Origin of the sequence: Pandoraea anhela, assembly GCF_902459655.1 — a bacterium.
Taxonomy (GTDB): domain Bacteria; phylum Pseudomonadota; class Gammaproteobacteria; order Burkholderiales; family Burkholderiaceae; genus Pandoraea; species Pandoraea anhela.
The window spans coordinates 238,810-262,406 of sequence record NZ_CABPSB010000004.1; the positions used below are offsets into that span (position 1 = coordinate 238,810).

Below are 23,597 nucleotides of genomic sequence, written 5' to 3' on the forward strand. Positions count from 1 at the left end.
ACACGCAAGACGAAGCCGCAGCCCCCGTCGGAGGCTGCGGCTTTTTTACAGCGACGCGCGCGAGCGACGCACACGCTGCGACGAAGCCGACTCATCGTCGGCATCACGATCTTCGGAGTCGGCCACCGGGACTGACGATGCGCAAACCGCAGCAGACGCAGGAGATGCGGCGGAGGTCGAGGCGAGCGTCGATGTTTCCGAGCACGCCTGCCGACGACGCGTCAGCGCGTCCTCCCCCTCCTTTCCGATAATCGAGTCCCGCCAATCGGCACCGGCACATTCCCGCATGAAATCGGCAATCTCGATCGCGGAGACCGACGTCGGTTGCCCATCGGCCGACATGCGCTCGACCGTTTGCGTCACGTTAGCCAAGCAGTCCACCAAGCCGCCCGCGTGCATGTGAAACGACACGATGCGGGCGCAAATCTCATCCACGAGTTGCCCCGACTCGTAGGTCGCGAGATGCGGAAGCACGGCGCGCCCGACAGCGCAAAACAGTTGGGTATTCGGGTCGGACGCCCATACGCCTTCATCGACCGATGGCATCACCGAACGCCACGACGGCGCAAGCGCGCGCCAGCCGAGGTCGTACTCCAGCGCCGCCATCGTCCCCGGTTCGAAACCGGGCTCACGGAGGTACACCGACGGGAGCGACAACGCCTCGACCGTAGCGAACTCGCTGGTGTCCACAGGAAGGGCGACGTCACGAACCCTATCGGCATCGAGGGCATCGACGGCATCCGCATTCGATAACGGCGGTGCGTCGGCGCGCCGAAGCTCGCCGGCACCAACCCCCAGGCACGACATGCGATCCGCGACGTCGGCGCCGACCTGTCCCGGGCGGACGTCAGTCGGGCAACCCGCCACGGCGCGCGCGGCACCGAGCATTTCTATCCACACGGCGCTCACCCGGTTTTCGTTGAGAAATGCGACACGATCCGGCTCGGAATGAAGATGCATGACGGTGCGCCCCTCAACCTGTACTTCGACGGGGGACGCCTGCGGCAACACCGTATGGCATTGCTCGCGCGGACGCGGCTCGGCGACAGCCCGAAGAACACGCGCGCTGTCGAATTCGTCAGCGAACGCAGCAAGGTGTACCGACCCGATGGGGGAGAGGAACAGGGATGACGCTTGGGCGGTCGATGAGGGCGTATAAGGTGCGTAGGGACTTGCCGCGTACGACGATACCGAGGGCAAAGCTGGCATACGTAGTCTCCGGTGAAGGCAACGGGATGTGCCCTCGACGAGTCTAGGTAGCGTCCCGCGCGGCGTTTTGGCGTCGCGAGCGCAGGCTATGTGAAACGAGACAACACAGAAAGCCCGTTTCAGAAAGCCGGCGTACCCCGATAAGCGGACGGCCAGTCGCCATCGAGTCGCAACCAGCTACGCGAAATGGGGAGAATCGCCCCCGTCGACGCCCCCTCGATCAACTGACGCAACGCGAGTGAAGACAGCGTCTTCGGATCCGTAGGGAATGCGACAAGAAAGGTACGGTTCACGGCAATCGCGACGAATTCCGTCACCTGGAAATGCTCGGTCAGCGACTGATAAAGATTGCCCAACACGAGCGCACCGGCCGGTGCCATCCAGTTGCCGCGAGAGCCGCCGATCATCGTGCCGTCGTCCAACCGCGCAATGCCGAATTCGAAGTGGCGTGCCGTCCAGGCGCGCGAGAGGTTCGATGCCGCCTGTGCAAACGCCGCCTCGAACGTCAACCCGGCGGCATGCAGATCGTCGCCCTGCAAACGCCGCAGGCCCGTGGGGCTATCGAGCACCAGCGTGACGAAAACGTCATCGGAAAACGGCTCGCTCACCGCGCCATCCGGATCGTGGGTGTCGACCCACGCACGTTGCACCACGTACGGATACAGATGCGGATGGCTCGCAGCGTCGAGCGGACTTTCGAGGGTGGGTAACGTATCGATCATGAGTGTGGGACCCATCGACAGATGCAGCGTTCACAGACGATGCGTGCCATTATGCGCGCTTGGCCCATGCGACGCTTTCTCCGAACCTGAAGTGCGGAATGCGCCTAATACAACCCCAACAACCCCAACAAGCCCACCAAGCCCACCAAGCCCATCGCGCAGAAAACGTAGGGCAATCAGCACCATCAGCGCAGGCAGCAGCACCACGCCCCACTGCCCCATCGGCGTCCAGAGGACTACCAGGTACGCTTGCAGCGGCAGCAGCCAGAGCGCGGCCCGCAAACGTGCGTCGAGCCAGGCCTGCCTCGCGTTTGGCCAGGTGCCTTCGCCGCCCGCCGACAGACACAGCAAGGGCACGATCAGCCACACCAACTCGTAGTAAAGCAGGTATGGCTGGCAGAGCAGCGTCGCCGTGATGGCCGCGGCGACCCGCAACGGCAAAGACGCGCGCTTCGCCCACAGCCACGCCGTCAAGAGTATCGATGGCACTGCGACGAGGGCGTATAGCGCGTACGCCGCAGACAACGTCATCCCATGTAACCGCGCCGCAGCAAACACCGTGGGCATCGCGTGCCAGATATCCCCAGCCCCTTGCTGCACCACCTCCACGTTGAACGTCGACACTGCCGCGAAAAACGCACGCCATAGCGTGACTCCCTCCCATGCGAGCGTGAGGGCACAGCCGATCATTCCCGTCGCCATCATCGTCAGCAAGGCGCGCCATTGCCGCCCGCATAACCACCACAGTGGCAGCAATACGGCAAATTGCGGCTTGATGACGAGCAGGCCGCCGCACAACCCAGCAAGCAACGGACGCGTTCCGGAATAGGTGAGCGCGACGCTCATCAGCAATAGCGTCACCACCGAATTCTGGCCGGCCAGAATCGCCACCCAAAGCCCCGGAAATGCAATGACCACGAGCCATGGCCACCCCGACCCACGCCGCAATGGCCTCACCGCGAGCGCAAACAACATGACGCTCACAACGGCGTACGTCCCATACGCCCACGCATAGGGCAGCTTCGAAAGCGGTTGAATCAGCCACTGAAATGTCGGCGGATAAAGCCAATGTCCAAATGCTGTGTAGCTCGGAAAAAAGCGGAGCTGTACCGCATTCAGCGTGCCGGGGTCGAATGCCGCAAGGGCGCCGAGATGCTCGGTGATCCAGGAGACGGTCCAGTAGACGCGCAGGTCATGGCCCAGCGGCGGCATGCCTTCGGCACCTCGGCTCTCGCTCGTCAGCCAGCTGAAGGCCCAGGCGCCGAGCGCCGCCCACTGCAACAACATGACGAGCCCCGCCGATATCACGATGCCACGCGGCAGTCCCGCCGAGCCCGGGGGCATGCGTGGAGGTATCGACGGCCATGCAGACGGCAGCATCTGTCGATTCATGTCTCGCCTCTCCCACGACTTGTTTCTTTTGTTAAGACAGCGGCCGGCGTCGCTCTCGGATTTCATCCTCGCCCGAGGAAAATATTTATATTTTTCAATAGGTTAGAAGATCACTTAACCTCAACTGCAGACCACCATGACGATGCACATCTTACATCGCGTTACAAAATGAAACGGATGCCGCGTTGGCGGTGACGGAAACTTTTCTCATGCGAAATCGCCCGTGCACGCCAGCACGCAGAAGGGGATTCACACTTACCGCACGATGGAGAAAACAACATGGATAACGATCTGCAACCGCGCCGCATGCATCCGTTGGTCGCTGCCGCCGCCGGCAGTATTGTCGTCGTCAGCCTGCTCGGCGTGGCCGCCATCACGGGCGCGCTGCCCGTCGCCAAGAGCACCGACGGCCCCGCAGCGACCAGCAATAGCGCCCAGTATGCGTTGACTGGCCCGCAACAAGCGTCGCCAGCGACCCCATCAGCGCAAACGCAACAGTCTGCGTATGCCGCCCCACAAACGACGCAGACGGCACAAACCGCACAAACGGCACAATACACACCGCAACGAGCGCCCGCACAGCGCCCCCCTGCCCCGCAGCCCTCGTACGCTCAACAGACGGCGGCGCCAGCACAGCCGCAGGCCGCAACCTGCTCGACATGCGGTACGGTGGAGTCGGTGCAACCGATTCGCACGGAAGGTCACGCGACCGGGTTGGGCGCCGTCGGCGGCGCCGTCGCTGGCGGTCTGCTCGGCAATCAATTCGGCGCGGGTAACGGCCGTACGGCCATGACGGTGGTCGGTGCGCTCGGCGGTGGTTTGGCCGGGAACGAAGTCGAGAAACGCGTCCGCTCGGATACCGTTTATCGCGTGTACGTCCGCATGGACACCGGCAAGACGCGCTATTGGACGTATCAGTCCGCCCCAGGCGTGCAACCCGGCGACCGCGTGCGTCTGGAGAACAACGGACTGGTGCGCGCCGGCTAAGCGGTCAGCCTTCGTCAGCTTCAGCTTCGCAGAAAACACAAAAGCCGCTCGACAGCTTATGTCTGAGCGGCTTTTGTTTTGAATGCCTCGTCGCAGCGACGTTCCCGTCAGCCCGAGGCCTTCCGGCCTGAATCAGTCGGCTTCGTCGATCCAGGCCAACTGAATGGCTTCGAGAATCTTCTCACCGGAGCGATCCGGCGCGTCGTCGAAACCGTCAAGCGCGATCACCCACTTGTGAAGATCGGTAAAACGCACATATTGCGGGTCGACATCGGGATGCGCTTCCGTAAGCGCAATCGCGATTTCCAGGCTGTCGGTCCATTTCATGGGGAAACTCCTTTTGTCCTATCTCGTCACCGCATGATGCCCAAGGGGCATCGCGCTCAGTGATTTTCCTTGGCGTGGTTGATCGTGTATTTCGGAATCTCGACAACCAGATCCGCATCGTCCGGCATCAGGGTCTGGCACGACAGGCGCGAGGTCGGCTCCAACCCCCAGGCCTTGTCGAGCAAATCCTCTTCTTCGTCTTCCGCCGGCGTCAGCGACTCGAAACCCTCGCGCACGATCACGTGGCAAGTCGTGCATGCGCACGACAGCTCGCAGGCATGTTCGATCTCGATGTGGTTGTCCAACAGGGCGCGGCACACGGACGTGCCCGGCGCGACCTCCAGCACAGCGCCCTCCGGGCACAGCTCGACGTGAGGCAATACAACGATTTGTGGCATGGCTTTGATTCCGTGTGTGTCTTACAGTTTGTCGATGTCCGCAACGCGACGACCGGCCAGCGCGGCGCGGATGCTCTTGTCCATGCGGCGTGCGGCAAACGCGTCGGTCGCGTGCGAGAGCGCGTCGGTCGCGGTCTTGATGGCGACCTGATCTTCGCCGGCGGCCTTCTGCCGCAGATCGGCCAGCAGGCCGTCGATCTGCGCACGCTCCCCGGCGTCGAGCAATTCAGGGTCGGCCTGCAGCGCGCTGTCGATCGCAACCAGCAGACGCTCGGCTTCCACCTGCTGCTCACGCAGTGCGCGGGCACGCATGTCCTGCTCCGCTGAGCCGAAGCTGTCCTGCAACATGCGGGAAATGTCTTCGTCGGCCAGACCGTACGACGGCTTGACCTCGATGGAAGCGGCCACGCCCGAATGCATTTCCTGGGCGAAGACGGACAGCAAACCGTCGGCGTCGACCTGATACGTCACGCGAATGCGTGCGGCACCTGCCGTCATCGGCGGAATGCCACGAAGCTCGAAGCGCGCCAGCGATCGACAGTCGGACACCAGCTCACGTTCGCCTTGGAGCACGTGAATGGCCATCGCCGTCTGACCATCCTTGAACGTGGTGAATTCTTGCGCACGCGCGACCGGAATCGTCGCATTGCGCGGAATGATTTTCTCGACGAGGCCGCCCATCGTTTCCACACCGAGCGAGAGCGGAATCACATCGAGCAACAGCCAGTCGTCGCCCTCGGCCTGATTGCCTGCCAGCAGGTTCGCCTGGACGGCGGCACCGAGCGCGACCACCTGGTCCGGATCGAGATCCACGAGCGGCTCGCGGCCGAAAAAGTTCGCCACTGCGGCACGCACTTGCGGCATGCGCGTTGCGCCGCCCACGAGCACGACACCCTTGACGTCTTCCGGCCCCATGCCGGCGTCGCGCAACGCCTTGCGCATCGGCCCGATCGTGCGCTGTACCAGCGGGGCGCCCAGCGTCGTGAACTGCTCGCGCGTCAGTGCCAGCGAGACACGGCGATCCCCCGACAGCGTCAGTGCGATCGGGGCCTGTTCGGCGTCCGTCAGCGCTTCTTTGGCGGTGCGTGCGTGGTCCAGCAAGCTGCGTACGTCTTCCGGCGTGAGCGATGCGCTGTCGATACCCGCAGCCTGCACGGCCCAGCGATAAATTTCCTGATCGAAATCGTCGCCGCCAAGCGCCGAATCGCCGCCTGCAGCGAGGACTTCGAACACCCCCTTCGTGAGACGAAGAATCGAGATGTCGAACGTTCCGCCACCAAGGTCGTAGACCGCGTAGAGGCCTTCCGCGCCATTGTCCAGACCATATGCAATCGCAGCAGCCGTCGGTTCGTTGAGCAGACGCAGCACATTCAGGCCCGCGAGTCGCGCGGCATCCTTGGTCGCTTGCCGCTGGGCGTCATCGAAGTACGCAGGCACGGTAATAACGGCACCGACCAAATCATCACCCAGCGTATCCTCGGCGCGCTGGCGCAACGTGGCAAGAATCTCGGCAGACACTTCGACCGGGCTCTTCACGCCACCTGCGGTGTTCATCTGCACCATGCCGGGCGCGTCGACGAAGTCGTAGGGGGCGTTGTCCGCATGGGCAACGTCCGCGAGACCCCGGCCCATGAAACGTTTGACGGAAACGATGGTGTTACGCGGATCGGTGGCCGCAGCCGTTTTGGCGTCGTAACCGATCTGGGTGCGGTGCCCCCCCAGATAACGTACGACGGACGGCAGCAACACGCGGCCCTGATCGTCGGGAAGGACTTCGGCCACACCGCTGCGCACGGAGGCAACGAGCGAGTGCGTCGTGCCAAGGTCGATGCCCACAGCGAGTCGCCGCTGGTGCGGCGCAGGGGACATGCCGGGTTCGGAAATTTGCAGAAGGGCCATGACTTTGCAATGCGGACGACACGCCGGTGCGTGCGCCCTGTTCTCAAGCGGTTCTCAATGACATGTGACAGCGCCGCACCGGGGCCGTCACGCGTTTTCCAGCGCTTCGATGCGCTGTGCGATGTCCTCTTGCGCGCGCGCAATGAACATCAGTTGTCGCACGGCTTCGGCGGCGGGCTGCCATGCAGCGCTGTCAAGCCATTCGCACAGTTTGGCGAGCCGCACGCGACGGTCGTCACGCAAGGTCTTGGCGAGCACATCGAGCGCACCGACGTTACGCGCGTCCACGGCGTCGTCGATGGCTTCGCGCCATTCCATTTGTTGCATCAGGAAATCGGGGGCCATCGCGGTGTTGTTTTCCGCGCCCACATCGATGCCCTGCAACGTCAGCAGATACGTCGCCCGTTGAAGCGGGTCACGCAGCGTGCGGTACGCAGCATTCGCCTGCGCAGCCCATTGCATGGCCACGCGCCGCTCCGCCTCGCTTGCGCTCGCGAATCGATCCGGGTGCACGCGCGATTGCACGGCACGGTACGCAGCTTCGAGCGCATCGTTGTCGAGCGCGAAGCCCTGCGGCAGATCGAACAGCGTGAAATAGTTGTCAGTCAGTGCACTCATCGCGCCCGTTCACCACATTGGATCTACGACCGGGCCGACACTCGGCCCGTAAAAAAAGCGGCTCGCGCCGCCTTGCTGCCTACGCCACTGCTCTTGCCTGCCGATTGCGCCTGCCGTCGCCTCAGGCATCCGACGGCTCACCGCGTTCGCACTTCCGGCAGGGCAATTCGCTGCCGAGCATGGCGTCGCGCCCTACGGCGCTTTGCGTCCATGTCCGGATCTGCCACGGGGGGAGATGCCGGACATGTTGCCCATGCCCACACGCCAGACGCGCTACCCACTGGCCTTCGTCATCCAGACGAAAACCGACGATCTTGCGTAAAGGCGGCGGATCGGCCGGCAATGCCGCTGCGTCAGACGCGGAACGACTCACCGCAACCGCACTCGTCCTTGACGTTCGGGTTGTTGAAGCGGAACCCTTCGTTCAGACCTTCGCGCGCGAAGTCCAACTCGGTGCCGTCGATATAAGGCAGACTCTTCGGATCGACGATCACCTTCACGCCGTGGCTCTCGAAGACGGTGTCTTCGTTCGCCACGTCGTCGGCGTACTCCAGCTTGTAGGCCAGGCCCGAGCAACCGGTCGTCTTCACGCCCAGTCGCAGGCCCACGCCCTTGCCGCGCCGCGTCAGATAACGCGAAACGTGCTGCGCGGCCTTCTCGGTCAATGTAATGGCCATCTTGCCTGATTCCTTATTCGTCGCGCTGCTTACGCAGCCTGAGCCGTCTCGGCCGTCTGGCCGTGCTTCTGCTTGTAGTCGGCAACGGCCGCCTTGATCGCGTCTTCGGCCAGAATCGAGCAGTGAATCTTCACCGGCGGCAAAGCCAGTTCTTGCGCGATTTCGGTGTTCTTGATTGCGAGTGCCTGATCGAGCGTCTTGCCCTTGACCCACTCGGTGACCAGCGACGACGAGGCGATCGCCGAACCGCAGCCGTAGGTCTTGAACTTGGCGTCTTCGATCACGCCGGCTTCGTTCACGCGGATCTGCAACTTCATGACGTCGCCGCAGGCCGGTGCGCCGACCATGCCCGTACCGACGGCGTCGTCGCCCTTCTCGAACGAACCGACGTTACGCGGGTTTTCGTAGTGATCCAGAACTTCCTTGCTGTACGACATGGCTAACTCCTTAAATGCTCAGTGTGCGGCCCATTGGATCGAATTCAGATCGACCCCGTCCTTGTACATTTCCCACAGCGGCGACAGATCGCGCAGCTTGCCGATCTTGCTCTTGAGCAGTTCGACCACGTAGTCGACTTCCTGCTCGGTCGTGAAACGACCCACCGTGAAGCGGATCGAGCTGTGCGCCAGTTCATCGTTGCGGCCCAGGGCGCGCAAAACGTAGGAAGGCTCGAGCGAGGCCGACGTGCACGCCGATCCCGACGACACGGCCACATCCTTGATCGCCATGATCAGCGACTCGCCTTCGACAAAATTGAAGCTGATGTTCAGGTTGTGCGGGACACGCTGCTCCATGTCGCCGTTCACATACACTTCTTCCATTTCCGTCAGACCGGTCAGCAGACGATCACGCAGCATACGAACGCGCTCGTTCTCGACGGCCATCTCTTCACGGGCCAGACGGAACGCCTCGCCCATACCAACGATCTGGTGCGTGGCGAGCGTACCCGAACGCATGCCGCGCTCGTGGCCACCACCGTGAATCTGTGCTTCGATACGCACACGCGGCTTACGGCGCACGTACAGCGCGCCGATACCCTTCGGACCGTACGTCTTGTGCGCCGAGAACGACATCAGGTCGACCTTCAGTGCGGCCAGATCGATCGGCATCTTGCCGGTCGCCTGGGCGGCGTCGACATGGAAAATGATGCCTTTCTCACGGCAGATGTCGCCCAGCGTGGCGATATCCTGAATCACGCCGATTTCGTTGTTCACCGCCATGATGGACACGAGAATCGTGTCGGGGCGCAGCGCCGCCTTGAAGACATCCAGATCCAGCAGGCCATCATCCTTGACGTCCAGATAAGTGACTTCAAAGCCTTCGCGCTCGAGCTCGCGCATCGTGTCGAGCACCGCCTTGTGCTCAGTTTTCACTGTGATGAGATGCTTGCCCTTGCCTTGATAGAAGTGGGCAGCCCCCTTGATGGCGAGGTTGTTCGACTCGGTCGCGCCCGACGTCCAGACGATTTCGCGCGGATCCGCGTTCACCAGCTTGGCGACTTCCTCACGCGCCTCTTCCACTGCCTGCTCGGCAGCCCAGCCAAACGAGTGGCTGCGCGACGCAGGATTGCCGAACTGCTCGCGCAGGTACGGCAGCATCTTGTCCACGACACGCGGGTCAATCGGCGTGGTGGCGCTGTAATCCATGTAGATGGGGAGGTTGAGGGTGTCGTTTTTCATGGGGTGCTCCAGGATCGTGCCGTGGCGCCTGTTATGAACGGGCCATATCGAAGACCGAATTGGGGATGCGCGTCGTCATTGTCTGGTTGCTGTTACCGGACTCGCGCGTGTCGCGCAGCACAGCTTGCTGTGCCTGCTTGCTGCGCTGCTGCTCGACCAGGTCGCGCAGCGAAACGGAATCGAGATACTCGACCATCTTCTGGTTGAGTGTCGCCCACAGCTCGTGCGTCATGCAGTGACCGCGATGGCCGTCCTGCCCTTTCTCGCAGTTACCTTTGCTTCCGCACTGTGTGGCGTCGAGCGGTTCGTCGACAGCAATGATGATGTCGGCGACAGTCACCTCTTCCGCGCGTCGCGCAAGGCTGTAACCGCCCCCCGGCCCACGTACGCTTTCCACGATTTCGTGGCGGCGCAGCTTACCGAACAGCTGTTCCAGATAGGAGAGGGAAATTCGCTGACGCTGACTAATGCCCGCAAGCGTCACGGGACCCGCGTCCTGGCGCATGGCCAGGTCGATCATCGCCGTGACGGCGAAACGGCCTTTCGTGGTAAGTCTCATGATGAAGCAGGGGATTAATCTCGACTATTTTCGTCAAGTATAAATTCCCTACGAATTTAGTCAAGTACTTCTGGCCCATTTTTTGCGGAAGTTCCCCTTTCGATCAGGGCAACTTCCCAAACTGCTCATTTTTCGGGACGCGCCTCCATGCGCGGGGAGCGCAGGGGGAACAGCAGCACCAGAGGATTGCGCAGCACGGCGCGCCAGATAGCACGGTGGATTTGCCGACGGTCGCCCAATCGCAGTGGACGCGATCTGAGCGCCATGTGGAATGCTAACGCAAAACTGACACCGACGTTGAGCAGGGCCATCGTCCCGACACCCGCGACGGCGAGCCAAAGCGCCGAATCGTGCAGCACCGGCAGCCCCAGCACCCCGATCGACGTGGCAATCGAGCCCGTCGACAGCGTGACGTGACGGACCTCGAACGGCAGCGCAAATGCGGTGAGCACCGCGGGCACCAGTCCCAGCATGAAGCCCAGCGTCAGATTTCCCAACACCGGTGCGATGTGACGTCGACACCAGTCCGCCAGACGCTCCGCCCCGCTCCGGCCGAAAACGAACCGCAGACGGCGGTTGTATGTCAGCACGTCGCCAATGCCATGCAGCGCAAACCAGTTGTCGGCCCACCCGGAGATCAGACTGGAGCACCACAAAAGCACGCCGGTCAATGCCGCAAAGAACGGCGTCACGCCCAGGATCGAGAAAGAATGCAGCGTGGCCTGCGCCTTCTCCGGCGTAATCGTATTGACGCCAAGCGCCGCCGATACGGCCCATTGCACCAGCAGGCAGAACGGGAAGACCATCGCCAGATTGCCGAAGATGGCCGCCGCCTGCGTTCGTACCAACGCGATCACTTCGCCCACGAACGCGTCCATCCCCGCCGGCGTATCGACGTCGTCGAGCTTGCTGGCAATCGCGGGGGCGGTCATTGCGGGCTGCTTGGTGGCAAGCGTGAAATGGCAGAAATGCATGAACAGGAAGCACACCGCATAGTTCGCGCCGGCGAAGAAGCCTTCGACGATCATCGGCAGATGCGCGCCCGCAATCATGAACTTCAGGTAGACCGTCACAACCGTCACCAGTCCGCCGCCGCACGCCATTTTCAGCATCGAAAAGTATTCGCTGCGGTTGCGTGCAATATAGTGCTCGCCGGTCTCGGCGCTGCGCTCGACCACTTTACGCGCCAACAATCCAAACGACGTCCGCGCCAGTTCGCCGACACTTTGACTCGCCTTGTTGGCCCGCACCAGATCTGCGAGAAGACGAACGCGCGCGGCTGCCCTGTCAGCGCGATCCCCGTCCGTCAGCCAAGCCTCGAGCAGACGCTCGAGCCGTCGGATACGCGCCTTGGCGCGCTCGACCTGAAACACGATGTCGACGCTGACACCGTTCTCGTCAAGATGCGCGTACACCTGACGCACCGCACGGCCACAATCGTCCAGCAGGGCGCGAAATACGTTGATTTCCTGGACGAAACGCTGTGATGGCGGCGCCCCGTGCGCAAATGCCTCGCCGGCATCTTCGAGGGCCTGCATGGCGCGCCCGAGCCGGTAGAACGGCGACTCGTTGACGCGGGCGTAGGTCAGACGCGAGCGCACCGCCTGGGACAACCCCGTCGATGCAATCTGATCGACCAGATGGTGCATTGCGGCCAGCAAATCCTCTGCAAACGGATTCCAGTCGGTTTCAGCATCGTCTGCCTCACCGTAATGCAACAGTTCGATGAGATCGCTCAGCAGTTCCGGTGGCATCGCGGCGATCCAGTCGGCCGCATCGCCGTCGGGGAACATCAGCGAGCACAACGCCGAGAGATCGCGCCGCGTGGGCGGCGGCGGAATCAGGGCCTTCTCGATGCGCTCGACGAGCGCGCCCCAGAATCCTGGACGCACCGGCATGCCGGTATCGCACAGCAGCGAAATCGCGTCGCTTTCATGGATGACGCTTCGCAGTGTGCGCGCCACGGGCAGGCGCCAATGCGGGTTACGGTCGAGCATTTGCAGCAAATAGCGCAAGCGCGTATGTGGGCGATATCGCACCGCTTCCCCGTCCGCGCGTGCCTCGTTGACCAGCGCGCCGCGCTTTTGCACCCAGTGCGCCAATTCGATGAGCCATTGGTTGCGAAGAGCCAGCGGCGCCGACGGGTCGGCATGAGCGAGCAGTTCGTCGAGCTGGTGGCCAGCATGACGCGATGCGCGCCATTTACGCCAGTACGAATTGAGCGAATTGAACATCTGTCGGGAAATGCGGGATCGAAGGAGAACAAAAAGCAGAGAAGACCGGCGCCACAGGCAGCCGGGCGTTAGCACAGGGCTGAATGCGTCCCATATGTGGCGGTCCGCATCATAGCGTCGAAAGCCCATCCACCGATACTGCCGGGCCGACCTGCGGCGCAATGACGCACAGCGGCCCGGGCGCTCAACCGCGCGTTTCCAGGTGCGCAAGCAACCCGTCGAGACCGTCTTCAATATAGTCGAGCACGGTCTCGAACCCTTGCGCGCCGCCGTAATACGGGTCGGGCACCTCGCTGGCTTCGTGACGCGTCGCAAAATCCATCAATCGCACAATCTTGTGACGATACGCTGAGGGACAACGCGCCATCAGCTCGGAAACGTTGGCGTCATCCATCGCGACAATCCATTCGAAGCGCTCGAAATCGTCGGCCTCGACGCGCCGCGCACGAAGCGCACTCAGATCATAGCCGCGCCGCAGGGCAGCGTCTTGCGTGCGCGCATCCGGTGCGTGACCGATGTGATAGCTGTGCGTTCCCGCGGAATCGACCTCGACGACCTCCGACAATCCGGCCGCAACCAGACGATGACGAAAGATGCCATCGGCGCTGGGGGACCGACAGATATTTCCCATACATACAAAAAGAACCGATGTTTTTTTCATAACAATCAATCAGTTGAATTTCATTTCCCAGATGGTGGCAACAATAGCGCCCCGCCGAACATTAGCATCCCGCCGCTACATCGCTACACCGCCACGTCGTCAGGTCGTCACACCGCTACCCCGTTAAGCGTTCATTTGGGCCGCGACCGATTCGCCGCCCCCCGAGCAAAAGAATCCACTAGAGGAACGCTGTGCTCGTAAAGTCATTCGGGCTAATCATCCGAGTTACGTAATGGGAGAGGTACGCCAATCGCCTGGATTTCGACGGGTCGCGAGCGATCTGCAAGATCGTCTTTTCGAGACAATCTCAAAAATTGAGACAAATGTTTCCGACTCATCGGGGAGTTGGATTCCGAAAAGAAAGCTGATCCATCTGACGAAGAGCCCCATCTCCGTTGGGCATTTTCACGAAAATCCCAGACCACGAAGTGCCTCGGACTTTCGAAACGCTTCCCTATCAATCAAAGCGCCAGTGGCACACATTCCGCGTCGGCATCTCGTACCGACCACACGCCACTTTCCCCGCCCCACAAGGCGCTACGGCCCGTCAATCAAGCACTTTCAGATCTCTGCCTTGCCGGATTTCAGTCATTCCCTCCCTCCTCCCATCGGCAGGCTTCTTATACGCTAACAGCGGTATCTTCGTGCGTTCTCACGGAACGCCACCTTACGCAGGTTGATCGGCGCTTTTAAAAAAAGCTCAAATCGTGTTACATTGTTTTGCTTTCAGAAACAAAATCGATACAAAAATGTGGCTGGACGTCCCATCTGAAGCGAAACTTGGATTTATCTTCGGCGGTTATGCAGGAATTGCGGTTGCGGCAGCGATTATTTTTGAACTCGCGTTGATCGGGCTACGCGAACGAAATCGGCGGCGCGCCAAACCTGAGCACACATACCGAATGGCAATGTTTATTCTTTTCGTGCTAATCGCTGCGGGATTCGATTTCCTTCGCGGATTCGGTATCGTTCAGACGCCCCGATATGCCGACTTTATGTCGATCTATCGCCCCGAGAGCTATTGGTACCTGGCCCGCGGCATCATTAGTACGCTACTGCTTCTCGTCTTTGAAGTCGCCGAGCGTACCGTCGTCGCCTACCTGAGCACCCTTTTCAGCGGCAGGCAGCATATGGCGTCGGACTCGATCCCGAGCGAACGATCAGGCACCCACCAATAGCGGTGTGAAACTCTCAGCTCAAGTCATCCTGCGAGTTGATTGCGCTTCAGCGGCATGAGTGCACTCGCTCGAGTGAGCACGCCGCAGACAGATCGTCGAGCGCGGCACCGCAATCCCGAGTGACATCATCCTGCGGACTTGTTTCGAGTCACGGCAGGAGCAGCAGAGTCAACGCGCTGCCCCGGCGAAGTCTAAGCGCTTCGGGACTGTTTGCTACGCGCCGGACTGCGGTCCCCAACCTAATCACCATGAGGGAACATTCCCGATCTCTGCGGTAAGCCGCAAACCGCGTTCTGGTTTAAGGCGCGACATGTCGAGTCGAACACCAAGAGAAACCTCTTCCGTCTCGGGAACTGTGGCGGCGCGCCTTCCGTCTTCACTGCGCTCCCGTCGACGTTCGATTACACGCAGTTTTTAGTACCGGAATTGCGTCAATAGGCATGATCAAGACGGTCGCACGCCTGTGCGATCGCAATTCCTTGACCAGCGCAGCAGTTCTTCAGCCAACGTGAACCTGGAGGCCATCTTAGCTGCGCTGCACTTCAACACCCGGTGATGGGCGTCCTTGAGCGCGCCGCCATCCGACGCAATGGCGTTGCGGGTCACGGCATGTACCCCATCAATTCGTAGACGCACAAGCCGTCGTCGCACGACTCGATGTCGGAGCATCCGGCGCCTCATGTTCAGCCGCACCTGAACGCCCCCCCCCGCAATGCATGCGGCCTTGCGGGAAGCGCCGAATTCCGTCGATACGAAAAACAGTATCTTTTCTTATCAATCAATATGCTGCTGATTTAATCGGCAACCCACGGCACTGTAGACGTTCGCCTCCGGCACGCTTCACATTTCGACTGTGCCCCGATTTAACTCCGCGCCATCCCTCTTCAAGATTCCTGGCAGGCGCCTCGCAGCCTACTCCGCCCCCGTACTTCGACTCGAATTGCATTTTGGATAACCACGATTCACAAGAGTTGGTTATGATCGCGCTGGCAATGATTTAGCATTGCCAACAAAAACTTCTCGATGCCTGCAAATCGATAACGACATCCAGAACAATACTTTCCAATCATTACACAGAGGATCCAGAATGCGTTTTCCACGTAAGGCCGCTTTGGCAGGCCTGCTTTCAGTCGCGGCAATCTCGGCACATTCGCAAGACATCTCGGCAGAGTTCTCACGATGCTCGGCAACGCAAAACGATAAGCAACGCCTGGCATGCTATGACGCCATTCGGGATCGTGCCGCTGCGGGCGCCAAGACTTCACAGGACAAGAACGGCAGCCAGCAAGTCGCGCTCGCAGATCTGAAAACGGATATCAAGGATCTCGTGGGCAAACGCGTTTCGACTAAAGGCAATATTCAGGCAGTCGGCGGCGAAAAGATGGTGTTGCTCAAGAGCGACATGATGGATATGACACCCGTGACGATGAACGGAGAAAATCTTCCCCGAGACGACCGAAAAAAGCTTCTCAACGACTGCCAGCACTCCGTTTGTAAGGGCAGCGTGACTGGCCGCATCCGTAAAGGCCCGCTCGGTCCGGAACTGGTCGCCGAAACGGTCGTCTGGCAATAAGCGATGACTGCCGGCAATGCTTTCGGATCGGCATTGCCGGCGCGTACTTTAATAATTGCGACGCAAAATGATAAGAACCATCATCGCCAAAAGCCTTTTGCCTGCACTGATATGCACACCGCTCCTCGCGCATGCAGCAGAGATCGATAAGCGGAGTTGCAGCCTTAAAGGCATCCCCCTTCACGGAAAGGTAAAAATCGTCAAGAATTTTGCCGACTTCAAGATCGAAGTCGTTCCGTCATTTCCCGATCTCAAGGTGGAAAAGGTGAGTTCCTTTGCCGACCGGTGCGGGCAATGGCAAATCGTCGACTCATTTCCCGACTTCACCGTCGAAATCGTCAACTCGTTCGGCGATTTCCGCGTAACGTGGGTCAATAGTTTTCCGGGCGTCGGAAACTAGCCAATAACGGGGGTACCGGCGAGGCATCGGTAGCCATCCCGGACATCCATCGTCCGGCCCCCTGACCTGCCCCCTCAGACCTTCGGCCCCAACTCCGCCTCGCTTGCGCCGTCGGTGCCAAACACCAGCGCCTTGACGTGCAACAGTTGGTCGCGCACCTTCGCGGCCTTCTCGAACTCCAGGTTGCGCGCATGTTCCTGCATCTGCTTTTCGAGCTTCTTGATCTCGCGAGCCAGTTGCTTTTCCGACATGTCCTGGTAGTGCGCCTGTTCCTTGGCCTCCGCCATTTCCGCCTTGGCGTCCTGCGGATCATAGACACCGTCGATGATGTCCTTGATGCGCTTTTTCACGCCCTGCGGCACGATGCCGTGCGCCTCGTTGTGCGCCATCTGCTTCGCACGACGACGTTCCGTCTCGCCGATCGCCCGCTTCATCGACTCGGTCATCTTGTCTGCGTACAGGATGGCCGTGCCGTTGACGTTGCGCGCGGCTCGACCGATCGTCTGGATCAATGACCGCTCGGCGCGCAGGAAGCCTTCCTTATCCGCGTCGAGAATAGCGACCAGCGACACCTCGGGAATATCCAGCCCTTCGCGCAACAAGTTGATCCCCACGAGGACGTCGAATGCGCCCAGACGCAAATCGCGAATAATCTCTACGCGTTCAACGGTATCGATGTCGCTGTGCAAATAACGTACCTTCACGCCGTTGTCGGACAGATACTCCGTCAGTTGCTCAGCCATGCGTTTGGTAAGCGTCGTCACCAGCACACGCTCTTCAACGGCAACGCGCTTGTTGATCTCCGAGAGAACATCGTCCACCTGGGTACGCGCTGGACGGACCTCGATAATCGGGTCGATCAGCCCGGTCGGGCGCACCACCTGCTCTACCACTTGCCCCGTACGCTTCGCCTCGTAGTCCGCAGGGGTCGCCGAAACGAAGATCGCCTGCCGCATCTTGCGCTCGTACTCGGCAAACTTTAGCGGACGATTATCGAGTGCCGAAGGCAAACGGAATCCGTAATTGACGAGGTTTTCCTTCCGCGCCCGGTCACCGTTGTACATGCCGTTGAACTGACCGATGAGCACGTGCGACTCGTCGAGAAACATGAGCGCGTCCGGGGGCAAATAATCGACGAGCGTCGGCGGGGGCTCGCCGGGCGCAGCGCCGGATAAGTGCCGTGAATAGTTTTCGATGCCTTTACAGAAACCGAGCTCCTGCAGCATCTCCAGATCGAAGCGCGTGCGTTGCTCAAGACGTTGCGCCTCGACCAGCTTGCCGTCCTTATAGAAGAAGTCGAGCCGCTCGCGCAATTCATCCTTGATCGTCTCGATCGCTCGCAACACCGTGTCGCGCGGCGTCACGTAATGCGACGACGGATATACGGTAAATCGCGGCACTTTCTGGCGGACACGTCCCGTGAGCGGGTCGAACAACTGGAGCGAATCGACCTCGTCGTCGAACAACTCGACCCGCAGCGCCAACTCGGCGTGCTCCGCCGGGAAAACGTCGATGGTGTCACCGCGTACGCGGAACGTACCGCGTCCGAAGTCGGTTTCGTTGCGCGTGTACTGCATCGCGATCAGCCGGGCGATGATTTCCCGTTGTCCCAGCTTGTCGCCCTGACGCAACGTCAGGATCATCTGGTGGTACTCGCTCGGATTCCCGATACCGTAGATGGCGGAGACCGTAGCCACGATCACCACATCGCGCCGCTCCAGCAAGCTCTTCGTTGCCGACAAACGCATCTGCTCGATATGTTCGTTGACCGACGAATCCTTTTCGATGAAGAGGTCTCGCTGGGGAACGTAGGCTTCAGGCTGGTAGTAGTCGTAATACGAGACGAAGTATTCCACTGCATTGCACGGGAAGAACTCGCGAAATTCCGAGTACAACTGCGCGGCCAGTGTTTTGTTCGGCGCGAACACAATAGCGGGACGACCCAGCCTGGCAATCACATTAGCCATCGTGAACGTCTTGCCTGAGCCGGTCACCCCAAGCAACGTCTGAAATGCAAGCCCGTCCTCCACGCCCTCCGTCAGTTGCGCAATCGCAGTGGGCTGATCGCCGGCGGCGGGAAACGGACAGTAGAGCTGGTAGGGCGAATCCGGGAACGTCAGGAACTTGCTTTCGTCGAGATCGTTATCAGCCGCAGGAGTCATGGCGGGGGCGCGAGCATGAGAGACGTAATCTGGCATTCTAGCGCGTCGGACGATTCCCTGACGCCGATGGGTAACGTCGCCCCTTGCAGCAGTCTTCCCTGTCGGCACCACCCCATCCGGTTCGCCGCGTCGTCATCCGCCAACGGCCGCGCCCCGGCGGATCGACGCCCTCGCCCCTGCGGCCTCGCCTGTGGCGTGATATCACGACGTTTTCGTCAAATTCTGGCAATACGTGGCACTTTTCGTGCCGAAAAGGCAGCATTTCGCAGTCTGAGGGCCGGTGTTTACCACAAGCGCGGGTAATCTTCGCTAAAATAACGCGCTGGGCCGATCCTGCGTCAGTTGCCGCCGCCCCGCTGCATTTTCCTACCACCTGCCTCGAGCCGTCGAAATGACTCTCTTTTCCGCTGTCGAACTCGCCCCGCGCGACCCCATTCTTGGTCTGAACGAAGCCTACAACGCCGATCACCGCACCGATAAGGTGAACCTGGGCGTGGGCGTGTATTTCAACGCGGAAGGCAAACTGCCCCTGCTCAAGGCCGTCAAGGCAGCGGAAGAACAACGTGTGGCCGCCGGTCTGCCGCGCGGCTACCTGCCGATGGAAGGCATTGCCGCTTACGACAAAGCCGTCCAAGAAATGCTGTTCGGCAAGGAATCGCCTGTGCTGGCCGAAGGCCGCGTCGTCACGGCGCAGGCACTGGGCGGCACCGGCGCCCTGAAGATCGGCGCCGACTTCCTCAAGCAACTGAACCCGAACGCCGCGGTCGCCATCAGCGACCCGAGCTGGGAAAACCACCGCGCCCTGTTCACGGCCGCCGGCTTCAACGTCGTTTCGTATCCGTACTACGACGCCGAATCGCATGGCGTGAACATCGCCGGCATGCTGGACATGCTCGGCAAGGAACCGGAAGGCACGATCGTCGTGCTGCACGCGTGCTGCCACAACCCGACCGGCGTCGATCTGACGATGGATCAGTGGGCGCAAGTCGTGGAAGTCGTGAAGGCCCGCAAGCTGGTGCCGTTCCTCGACATCGCCTACCAAGGTTTCGGTGACGGCATCGACGCCGACGCCGCCGTGGTCCGCCTGTTCGCCGCTACCGGCCTGAACTTCTTCGTCTCCAGCTCTTTCTCCAAGTCGTTCTCCCTGTACGGCGAGCGCGTTGGCGCTCTGTCGATCGTCACGGGCAGCAAGGACGAGTCGACCCGCGTGCTTTCGCAACTCAAGCGCGTGATCCGCACCAACTATTCGAACCCGCCGACGCACGGCGGCTCGGTGGTCGCCGCCGTTCTGGGCAACGCAGAACTGCGCGCCCTGTGGGAAGAAGAACTGGCCGAAATGCGTGAACGTATCCGCGCGATGCGTCTGGCACTGGTCGAGAAGCTGCGCGCCCACGGCGTGGAACGCGACTTTTCGTTCGTGATCAAGCAACGCGGCATGTTCTCGTACTCGGGCCTGAGCGCCGATCAGGTCGAACGTCTGCGTGAAGCGTTCGGCATCTACGCCGTGAGCACCGGTCGTATCTGCGTGGCGGCACTGAACGACAAGAACATCGATCACGTGGCTTCGTCCATCGCGCAAGTGCTGCGCTAAGCTCTTGTTCGCATCCAATGAGAAAGCCCGCCCGTTTCGGCGGGCTTTTTTTGGGACCGACATTGTTGCGCCGCAACAACGATAGTTAATGACAATCGCCGAAATAAGCTAAGACTATCGGCATGATGCGGAAATGCCATATATCAGGGTTATGCTGCGTTGCACAGCCGCGATAAACGGTTGCATAATCCCCCCCATCATCCGCCTCAGGGCACACAACATGCTGTATCAGATTCATGAGTACAACCGTGCGTGGCTGAACCCCCTCACCACGTGGGCAAAGGCGGCGGCGACGACCTTCGTCAACCCGGGCAGCCTGCTTGCCATGATGCCGGGCGCACCCCGCATCGCCGCCGGCTACGAACTTCTTTACCGGCTCGGCAAAGACTACGAAAAACCCGAATTCAACATCAAGGCAGTCGAGGTCGACGGTCACAACATCCCGGTCGTGGAAATGACCGCGATGGAAAAGCCGTTCTGCCGTCTGCTACGCTTTAAGCGGTACGCTGACGATGCCAGCGCCGTTGGTCAACTGAAGGACGACCCTGTAGTTCTGGTCGTCGCACCGCTATCAGGTCACCACGCAACGTTGTTGCGCGATACGGTCTCCACGCTGCTCAAGGACCACAAGGTGTACATCACCGACTGGATCGATGCGCGCATGGTGCCGCTCGAAGCGGGCGCGTTCCATTTGGACGACTATGTTGCGTACATTCAGGAGTTCATCCGCCACATCGGTGCGGAGAACCTGCATGTCATTTCGGTCTGCCAGCCGACGGTCCCGGTGCTGGGCGCCATTTCGCTCATGGCATCCAACGGCGAAACGACGCCCAGGACCATGACGATGATGGGCGGCCCCATCGATGCCCGCAAGAGCCCGACTGCCGTCAATTCGCTCGCGATGAACAAGTCGTATGAATGGTTCGAGAATCACGTGATTCACGCAGTGCCGGCCAACTACCCCGGTGCGGGTCGTCTGGTCTATCCCGGCTTCCTGCAACACGCGGGCTTCGTCGCCATGAATCCGGATCGCCATCTGAAGTCGCATTGGGACTTCTATCTGGATCTGATGCGCGGCGACAACGACGACGCCGATTCACACCGTCGCTTTTACGATGAGTACAACGCCGTACTCGACATGTCGGCCGAGTACTACCTCGACACGATCAAGACGGTATTCCAGGACTTCAGCCTCGCGCGCGGTACCTGGGATGTCGCCGGCGAACGCGTGCGGCCGCAGGACATCAAAACCACGGCGCTTTTCACCATCGAAGGCGAACTGGACGACATCTCCGGAAGTGGCCAGACGCAGGCTGCGCACGAACTGTGCACGGGCATTCCGGCCAAGCGCCGTGCGCATTTCACCGCGCCGAAGTGCGGGCATTACGGGATTTTCTCCGGTAGCCGCTGGCGTAATGTGATCTATCCGCAGATTCGCGATTTCATCGCGAAGCACGCCTGAGCCCTGAGCGTCACCGCCGTTCACTGATCCTCGTTCGCTAATCCGAACGGCCATACCAAAACCGCCACGTGAGCTCAGGCCCACGTGGCGGTTTTGTCTTTGGGAATCAACCCAGAAGCCGCAGATCGCGGCGCTACGCTCACCGCGTACGCAACGAGTCCAGCAGCATTTGCGTATTGAACGACGCGTACGTCGTTCTCGCCGCTTCGCTCATCATGTCGCGGCCCATCACGATAGACAACGTGTGCCGATTGGACATCACGTAATAGCCCATCGCCGAAATGGTCACATACAGATCGACGGGATCGATGCCTTCCCGAATCTCGCCGCTGTCCTGACCCCGCCTGAGCGTCTGCGCCAGCAGTTCCACGATCGGTGAGACTTGCTGGCGAATTTCCGTCGACTGACGCATCGACTTCGCCTCGTGCAGATTCTCGTTATTGATGAGCTGGATCAGTTCCGGATGGTCGGCGTAGTAATCCCACACGAAATGGGCCAGTTCGGCCACGGCATCGAGCGGCGCGAGCAGATCCAGCTTGAGCCCGTGTTCGGCACGGTTGAACTCGCCATAGACTTCTTCAAGCACGGCCAGATACAACTGGTCCTTGTTGCCGAAGTAGTAATAGAGCATGCGCTCGTTGATCTCGGCTCGCCGTGCAATGCTGTCCACACGCGCCCCACTCGAACCACGTTCCGCAAACTCCTCGATCGCAGCGGCAAGAATGCGCTGGCGGGTGCGTTCCGGGTCACGTTTGATCTTCGTTTCTAGTGTTGTCATGATCGGCCGGTCGTTCTCATCGGGCGGAATTATGGCACAACGGTTTCAGTGTTTCTGCAAAATGCAGGATAATTCGAATTTCCGCCGAATCCCCCACAAAAGACGTGTCCGAAGTCAACGCGCTCGCTCAGCGCATCGATGCCCTATTGCCCCAGACGCAATGCACCAAGTGCGGTTACGCAGGTTGCCGTCCGTACGCCGACGCCATCGCCAGCGGGCAAGCCAGCTACAACCAGTGTCCACCGGGCGGGGCGGAGGGCGTCGAACGTCTTGCGAAACTGCTCGGCCGCCCGGTCATTGCGCTCAACCCCGAGAACGGCGTGGAGCGACCGCGCCCGCGCGCCGTCATCGATGAGTCCCTGTGTATCGGCTGCACCTTGTGCATTCAGGCCTGCCCGGTGGATGCGATCGCCGGCGCCGCCAAGCTGATGCATACGGTAATCGCGGATCGCTGCACAGGCTGCGATCTCTGCGTACCGCCCTGCCCCGTCGACTGTATCGAAATGGTGCCGGTCACCGGGGAGCAGACTGGCTGGGACGCATGGTCGCCAGCGCTGGCCGACGAGGCGCGCGCCCACTTCGAAGCCCATCAGGCGCGTCTCGCGAAAGACAAGGCGGAGCGCGAGGCGCGTCTTGCGGCGCGGACCGCGCGCGTTGCCACGGGGGCACCGGGCCCGTCGACTACGCCGGTGGCGGCCCAACCTGACGCGCCGGTCACAGCCGACGCCGCCAACATACCGGCGGCTTCGCCAGACACCCCGCAGTCTGCGCCCTCATCAAACGACGTCGCCAACATGACCGACATGACCAACGTGACGGATGAGGCCGCCGCAGCCGCTGCGCGCAAGCAGACGATCATTCAGGCGGCCCTGGAACGGGCGCGTCAGAAGAAAGCCGCATTGGCGGCTCAAGGGCTCGGGCCGAAGAATACCGAAAACGTATCCGCATCGGTACAGGCGCAAATCGACGAAGCGCAAGCGCGTCGCAAGCGACTCGGGCTGGCGACGGACGACGATCCTTCCGGAAAAGACAAGGCCTGATCAAGCGACGACACGCTTCGATGGCCCCCCTTCCCGACAACAAGACAGACG

Annotated in this window: 23 protein-coding genes; 7 read left to right on the forward strand and 16 right to left on the reverse strand. The window is 60.9% G+C overall.

Features of this window, described 5'->3' with window-relative positions; all coding sequences use genetic code 11:
• Positions 1 to 45: 45 nt before the first annotated feature.
• From PAN31108_RS08390 to PAN31108_RS08400, 3 genes are all read right to left on the reverse strand, one after another.
• Positions 46 to 1,209, reverse strand: a complete 1,164-nt coding sequence (locus PAN31108_RS08390; protein ID WP_150668412.1) for a hypothetical protein — start codon at positions 1,207 to 1,209, stop codon at positions 46 to 48.
• 119 nt (positions 1,210 to 1,328) lie between these two features.
• Complete coding sequence (locus tag PAN31108_RS08395) at positions 1,329 to 1,946, reverse strand: hypothetical protein (RefSeq protein ID WP_150668413.1); 618 nt, start codon at positions 1,944 to 1,946, stop codon at positions 1,329 to 1,331.
• A gap of 15 nt (positions 1,947 to 1,961) precedes the next feature.
• The gene (locus PAN31108_RS08400; RefSeq protein WP_174994899.1) at positions 1,962 to 3,323 is read right to left on the reverse strand and encodes a glycosyltransferase family 87 protein; all 1,362 of its coding nucleotides are present in this window, start codon (positions 3,321 to 3,323) and stop codon (positions 1,962 to 1,964) included.
• A gap of 279 nt (positions 3,324 to 3,602) precedes the next feature.
• On the opposite strand from PAN31108_RS08400, the gene PAN31108_RS08405 reads away from it, so the two are divergent.
• The gene (locus PAN31108_RS08405; protein ID WP_150668415.1) at positions 3,603 to 4,310 is read left to right on the forward strand and encodes a glycine zipper 2TM domain-containing protein; all 708 of its coding nucleotides are present in this window, start codon (positions 3,603 to 3,605) and stop codon (positions 4,308 to 4,310) included.
• 132 nt (positions 4,311 to 4,442) lie between these two features.
• Here PAN31108_RS08405 and iscX read toward each other — a convergent pair whose 3' ends face one another.
• The 11 genes from iscX to PAN31108_RS08460 all read right to left on the reverse strand — a co-directional run bounded on the left by iscX (position 4,443) and on the right by PAN31108_RS08460 (position 13,362).
• Entirely contained in the window at positions 4,443 to 4,637 is a 195-nt protein-coding gene (gene iscX, locus PAN31108_RS08410; RefSeq protein WP_046291488.1) for a Fe-S cluster assembly protein IscX, read from the reverse strand.
• Positions 4,638 to 4,693: 56 nt separating this feature from the next.
• Positions 4,694 to 5,035: an ISC system 2Fe-2S type ferredoxin gene (gene fdx / locus PAN31108_RS08415; protein ID WP_150668416.1), complete on the reverse strand. Its 342-nt coding sequence runs from the start codon at positions 5,033 to 5,035 to the stop codon at positions 4,694 to 4,696.
• Positions 5,036 to 5,056: 21 nt separating this feature from the next.
• Positions 5,057 to 6,934, reverse strand: coding sequence for a Fe-S protein assembly chaperone HscA (gene hscA, locus PAN31108_RS08420; protein WP_150668417.1), 1,878 nt, complete (start codon positions 6,932 to 6,934; stop codon positions 5,057 to 5,059).
• Between the two features lie 87 nt (positions 6,935 to 7,021).
• Entirely contained in the window at positions 7,022 to 7,552 is a 531-nt protein-coding gene (hscB, locus tag PAN31108_RS08425; RefSeq protein ID WP_150668418.1) for a Fe-S protein assembly co-chaperone HscB, read from the reverse strand.
• A gap of 121 nt (positions 7,553 to 7,673) precedes the next feature.
• Positions 7,674 to 7,925 (reverse strand): DUF3565 domain-containing protein, encoded by a 252-nt coding sequence (locus PAN31108_RS08430; protein ID WP_246183839.1) that lies wholly within the window; start codon positions 7,923 to 7,925, stop codon positions 7,674 to 7,676.
• Positions 7,906 to 8,229, reverse strand: coding sequence for an iron-sulfur cluster assembly protein IscA (gene iscA, locus PAN31108_RS08435; protein ID WP_069341690.1), 324 nt, complete (start codon positions 8,227 to 8,229; stop codon positions 7,906 to 7,908). The genes PAN31108_RS08430 and iscA overlap by 20 nt, the downstream gene beginning before the upstream one ends.
• Before the next feature lie 29 nt (positions 8,230 to 8,258).
• Complete coding sequence (iscU, locus tag PAN31108_RS08440) at positions 8,259 to 8,666, reverse strand: Fe-S cluster assembly scaffold IscU (RefSeq protein WP_150668419.1); 408 nt, start codon at positions 8,664 to 8,666, stop codon at positions 8,259 to 8,261.
• Positions 8,667 to 8,684: 18 nt separating this feature from the next.
• Positions 8,685 to 9,908: an IscS subfamily cysteine desulfurase gene (locus tag PAN31108_RS08445; RefSeq protein WP_150668420.1), complete on the reverse strand. Its 1,224-nt coding sequence runs from the start codon at positions 9,906 to 9,908 to the stop codon at positions 8,685 to 8,687.
• Positions 9,909 to 9,939: 31 nt separating this feature from the next.
• On the reverse strand, positions 9,940 to 10,467 hold the full coding sequence (gene iscR, locus PAN31108_RS08450; RefSeq protein ID WP_044455252.1) for a Fe-S cluster assembly transcriptional regulator IscR: 528 nt from the start codon (positions 10,465 to 10,467) through the stop codon (positions 9,940 to 9,942).
• 125 nt (positions 10,468 to 10,592) lie between these two features.
• Positions 10,593 to 12,701, reverse strand: a complete 2,109-nt coding sequence (locus tag PAN31108_RS08455) for a site-specific recombinase (RefSeq protein WP_150668421.1) — start codon at positions 12,699 to 12,701, stop codon at positions 10,593 to 10,595.
• A 184-nt stretch (positions 12,702 to 12,885) separates the two neighbouring features.
• A complete protein-coding gene (locus PAN31108_RS08460) occupies positions 12,886 to 13,362 on the reverse strand; it encodes a low molecular weight protein-tyrosine-phosphatase (RefSeq protein WP_150668422.1) in 477 nt (158 codons plus the stop codon).
• Positions 13,363 to 14,111: 749 nt separating this feature from the next.
• On the opposite strand from PAN31108_RS08460, the gene PAN31108_RS08465 reads away from it, so the two are divergent.
• From PAN31108_RS08465 to PAN31108_RS08475, 3 genes are all read left to right on the forward strand, one after another.
• Positions 14,112 to 14,540: a hypothetical protein gene (locus PAN31108_RS08465; RefSeq protein WP_150668423.1), complete on the forward strand. Its 429-nt coding sequence runs from the start codon at positions 14,112 to 14,114 to the stop codon at positions 14,538 to 14,540.
• Between the two features lie 1,087 nt (positions 14,541 to 15,627).
• Entirely contained in the window at positions 15,628 to 16,113 is a 486-nt protein-coding gene (locus PAN31108_RS08470) for a hypothetical protein (protein ID WP_150668424.1), read from the forward strand.
• Between the two features lie 67 nt (positions 16,114 to 16,180).
• Entirely contained in the window at positions 16,181 to 16,513 is a 333-nt protein-coding gene (locus tag PAN31108_RS08475) for a 7(1) septoil knot domain-containing protein (protein WP_246183840.1), read from the forward strand.
• Between the two features lie 74 nt (positions 16,514 to 16,587).
• On the opposite strand, the gene uvrB is transcribed toward PAN31108_RS08475, so the two are convergent.
• Entirely contained in the window at positions 16,588 to 18,675 is a 2,088-nt protein-coding gene (gene uvrB, locus PAN31108_RS08480; protein WP_150668425.1) for an excinuclease ABC subunit UvrB, read from the reverse strand.
• A gap of 391 nt (positions 18,676 to 19,066) precedes the next feature.
• Between uvrB and PAN31108_RS08485 the strand changes: the two genes are divergently transcribed.
• Complete coding sequence (locus PAN31108_RS08485) at positions 19,067 to 20,266, forward strand: amino acid aminotransferase (RefSeq protein WP_150668426.1); 1,200 nt, start codon at positions 19,067 to 19,069, stop codon at positions 20,264 to 20,266.
• Positions 20,267 to 20,486: 220 nt separating this feature from the next.
• Complete coding sequence (locus tag PAN31108_RS08490) at positions 20,487 to 21,728, forward strand: polyhydroxyalkanoate depolymerase (RefSeq protein ID WP_150668427.1); 1,242 nt, start codon at positions 20,487 to 20,489, stop codon at positions 21,726 to 21,728.
• 139 nt (positions 21,729 to 21,867) lie between these two features.
• Here PAN31108_RS08490 and PAN31108_RS08495 read toward each other — a convergent pair whose 3' ends face one another.
• Positions 21,868 to 22,506, reverse strand: coding sequence for a TetR/AcrR family transcriptional regulator (locus PAN31108_RS08495; protein WP_150668428.1), 639 nt, complete (start codon positions 22,504 to 22,506; stop codon positions 21,868 to 21,870).
• Between the two features lie 104 nt (positions 22,507 to 22,610).
• On the opposite strand from PAN31108_RS08495, the gene rsxB reads away from it, so the two are divergent.
• Positions 22,611 to 23,546, forward strand: a complete 936-nt coding sequence (gene rsxB, locus PAN31108_RS08500; protein ID WP_150668429.1) for an electron transport complex subunit RsxB — start codon at positions 22,611 to 22,613, stop codon at positions 23,544 to 23,546.
• Positions 23,547 to 23,597 lie beyond the last annotated feature (51 nt).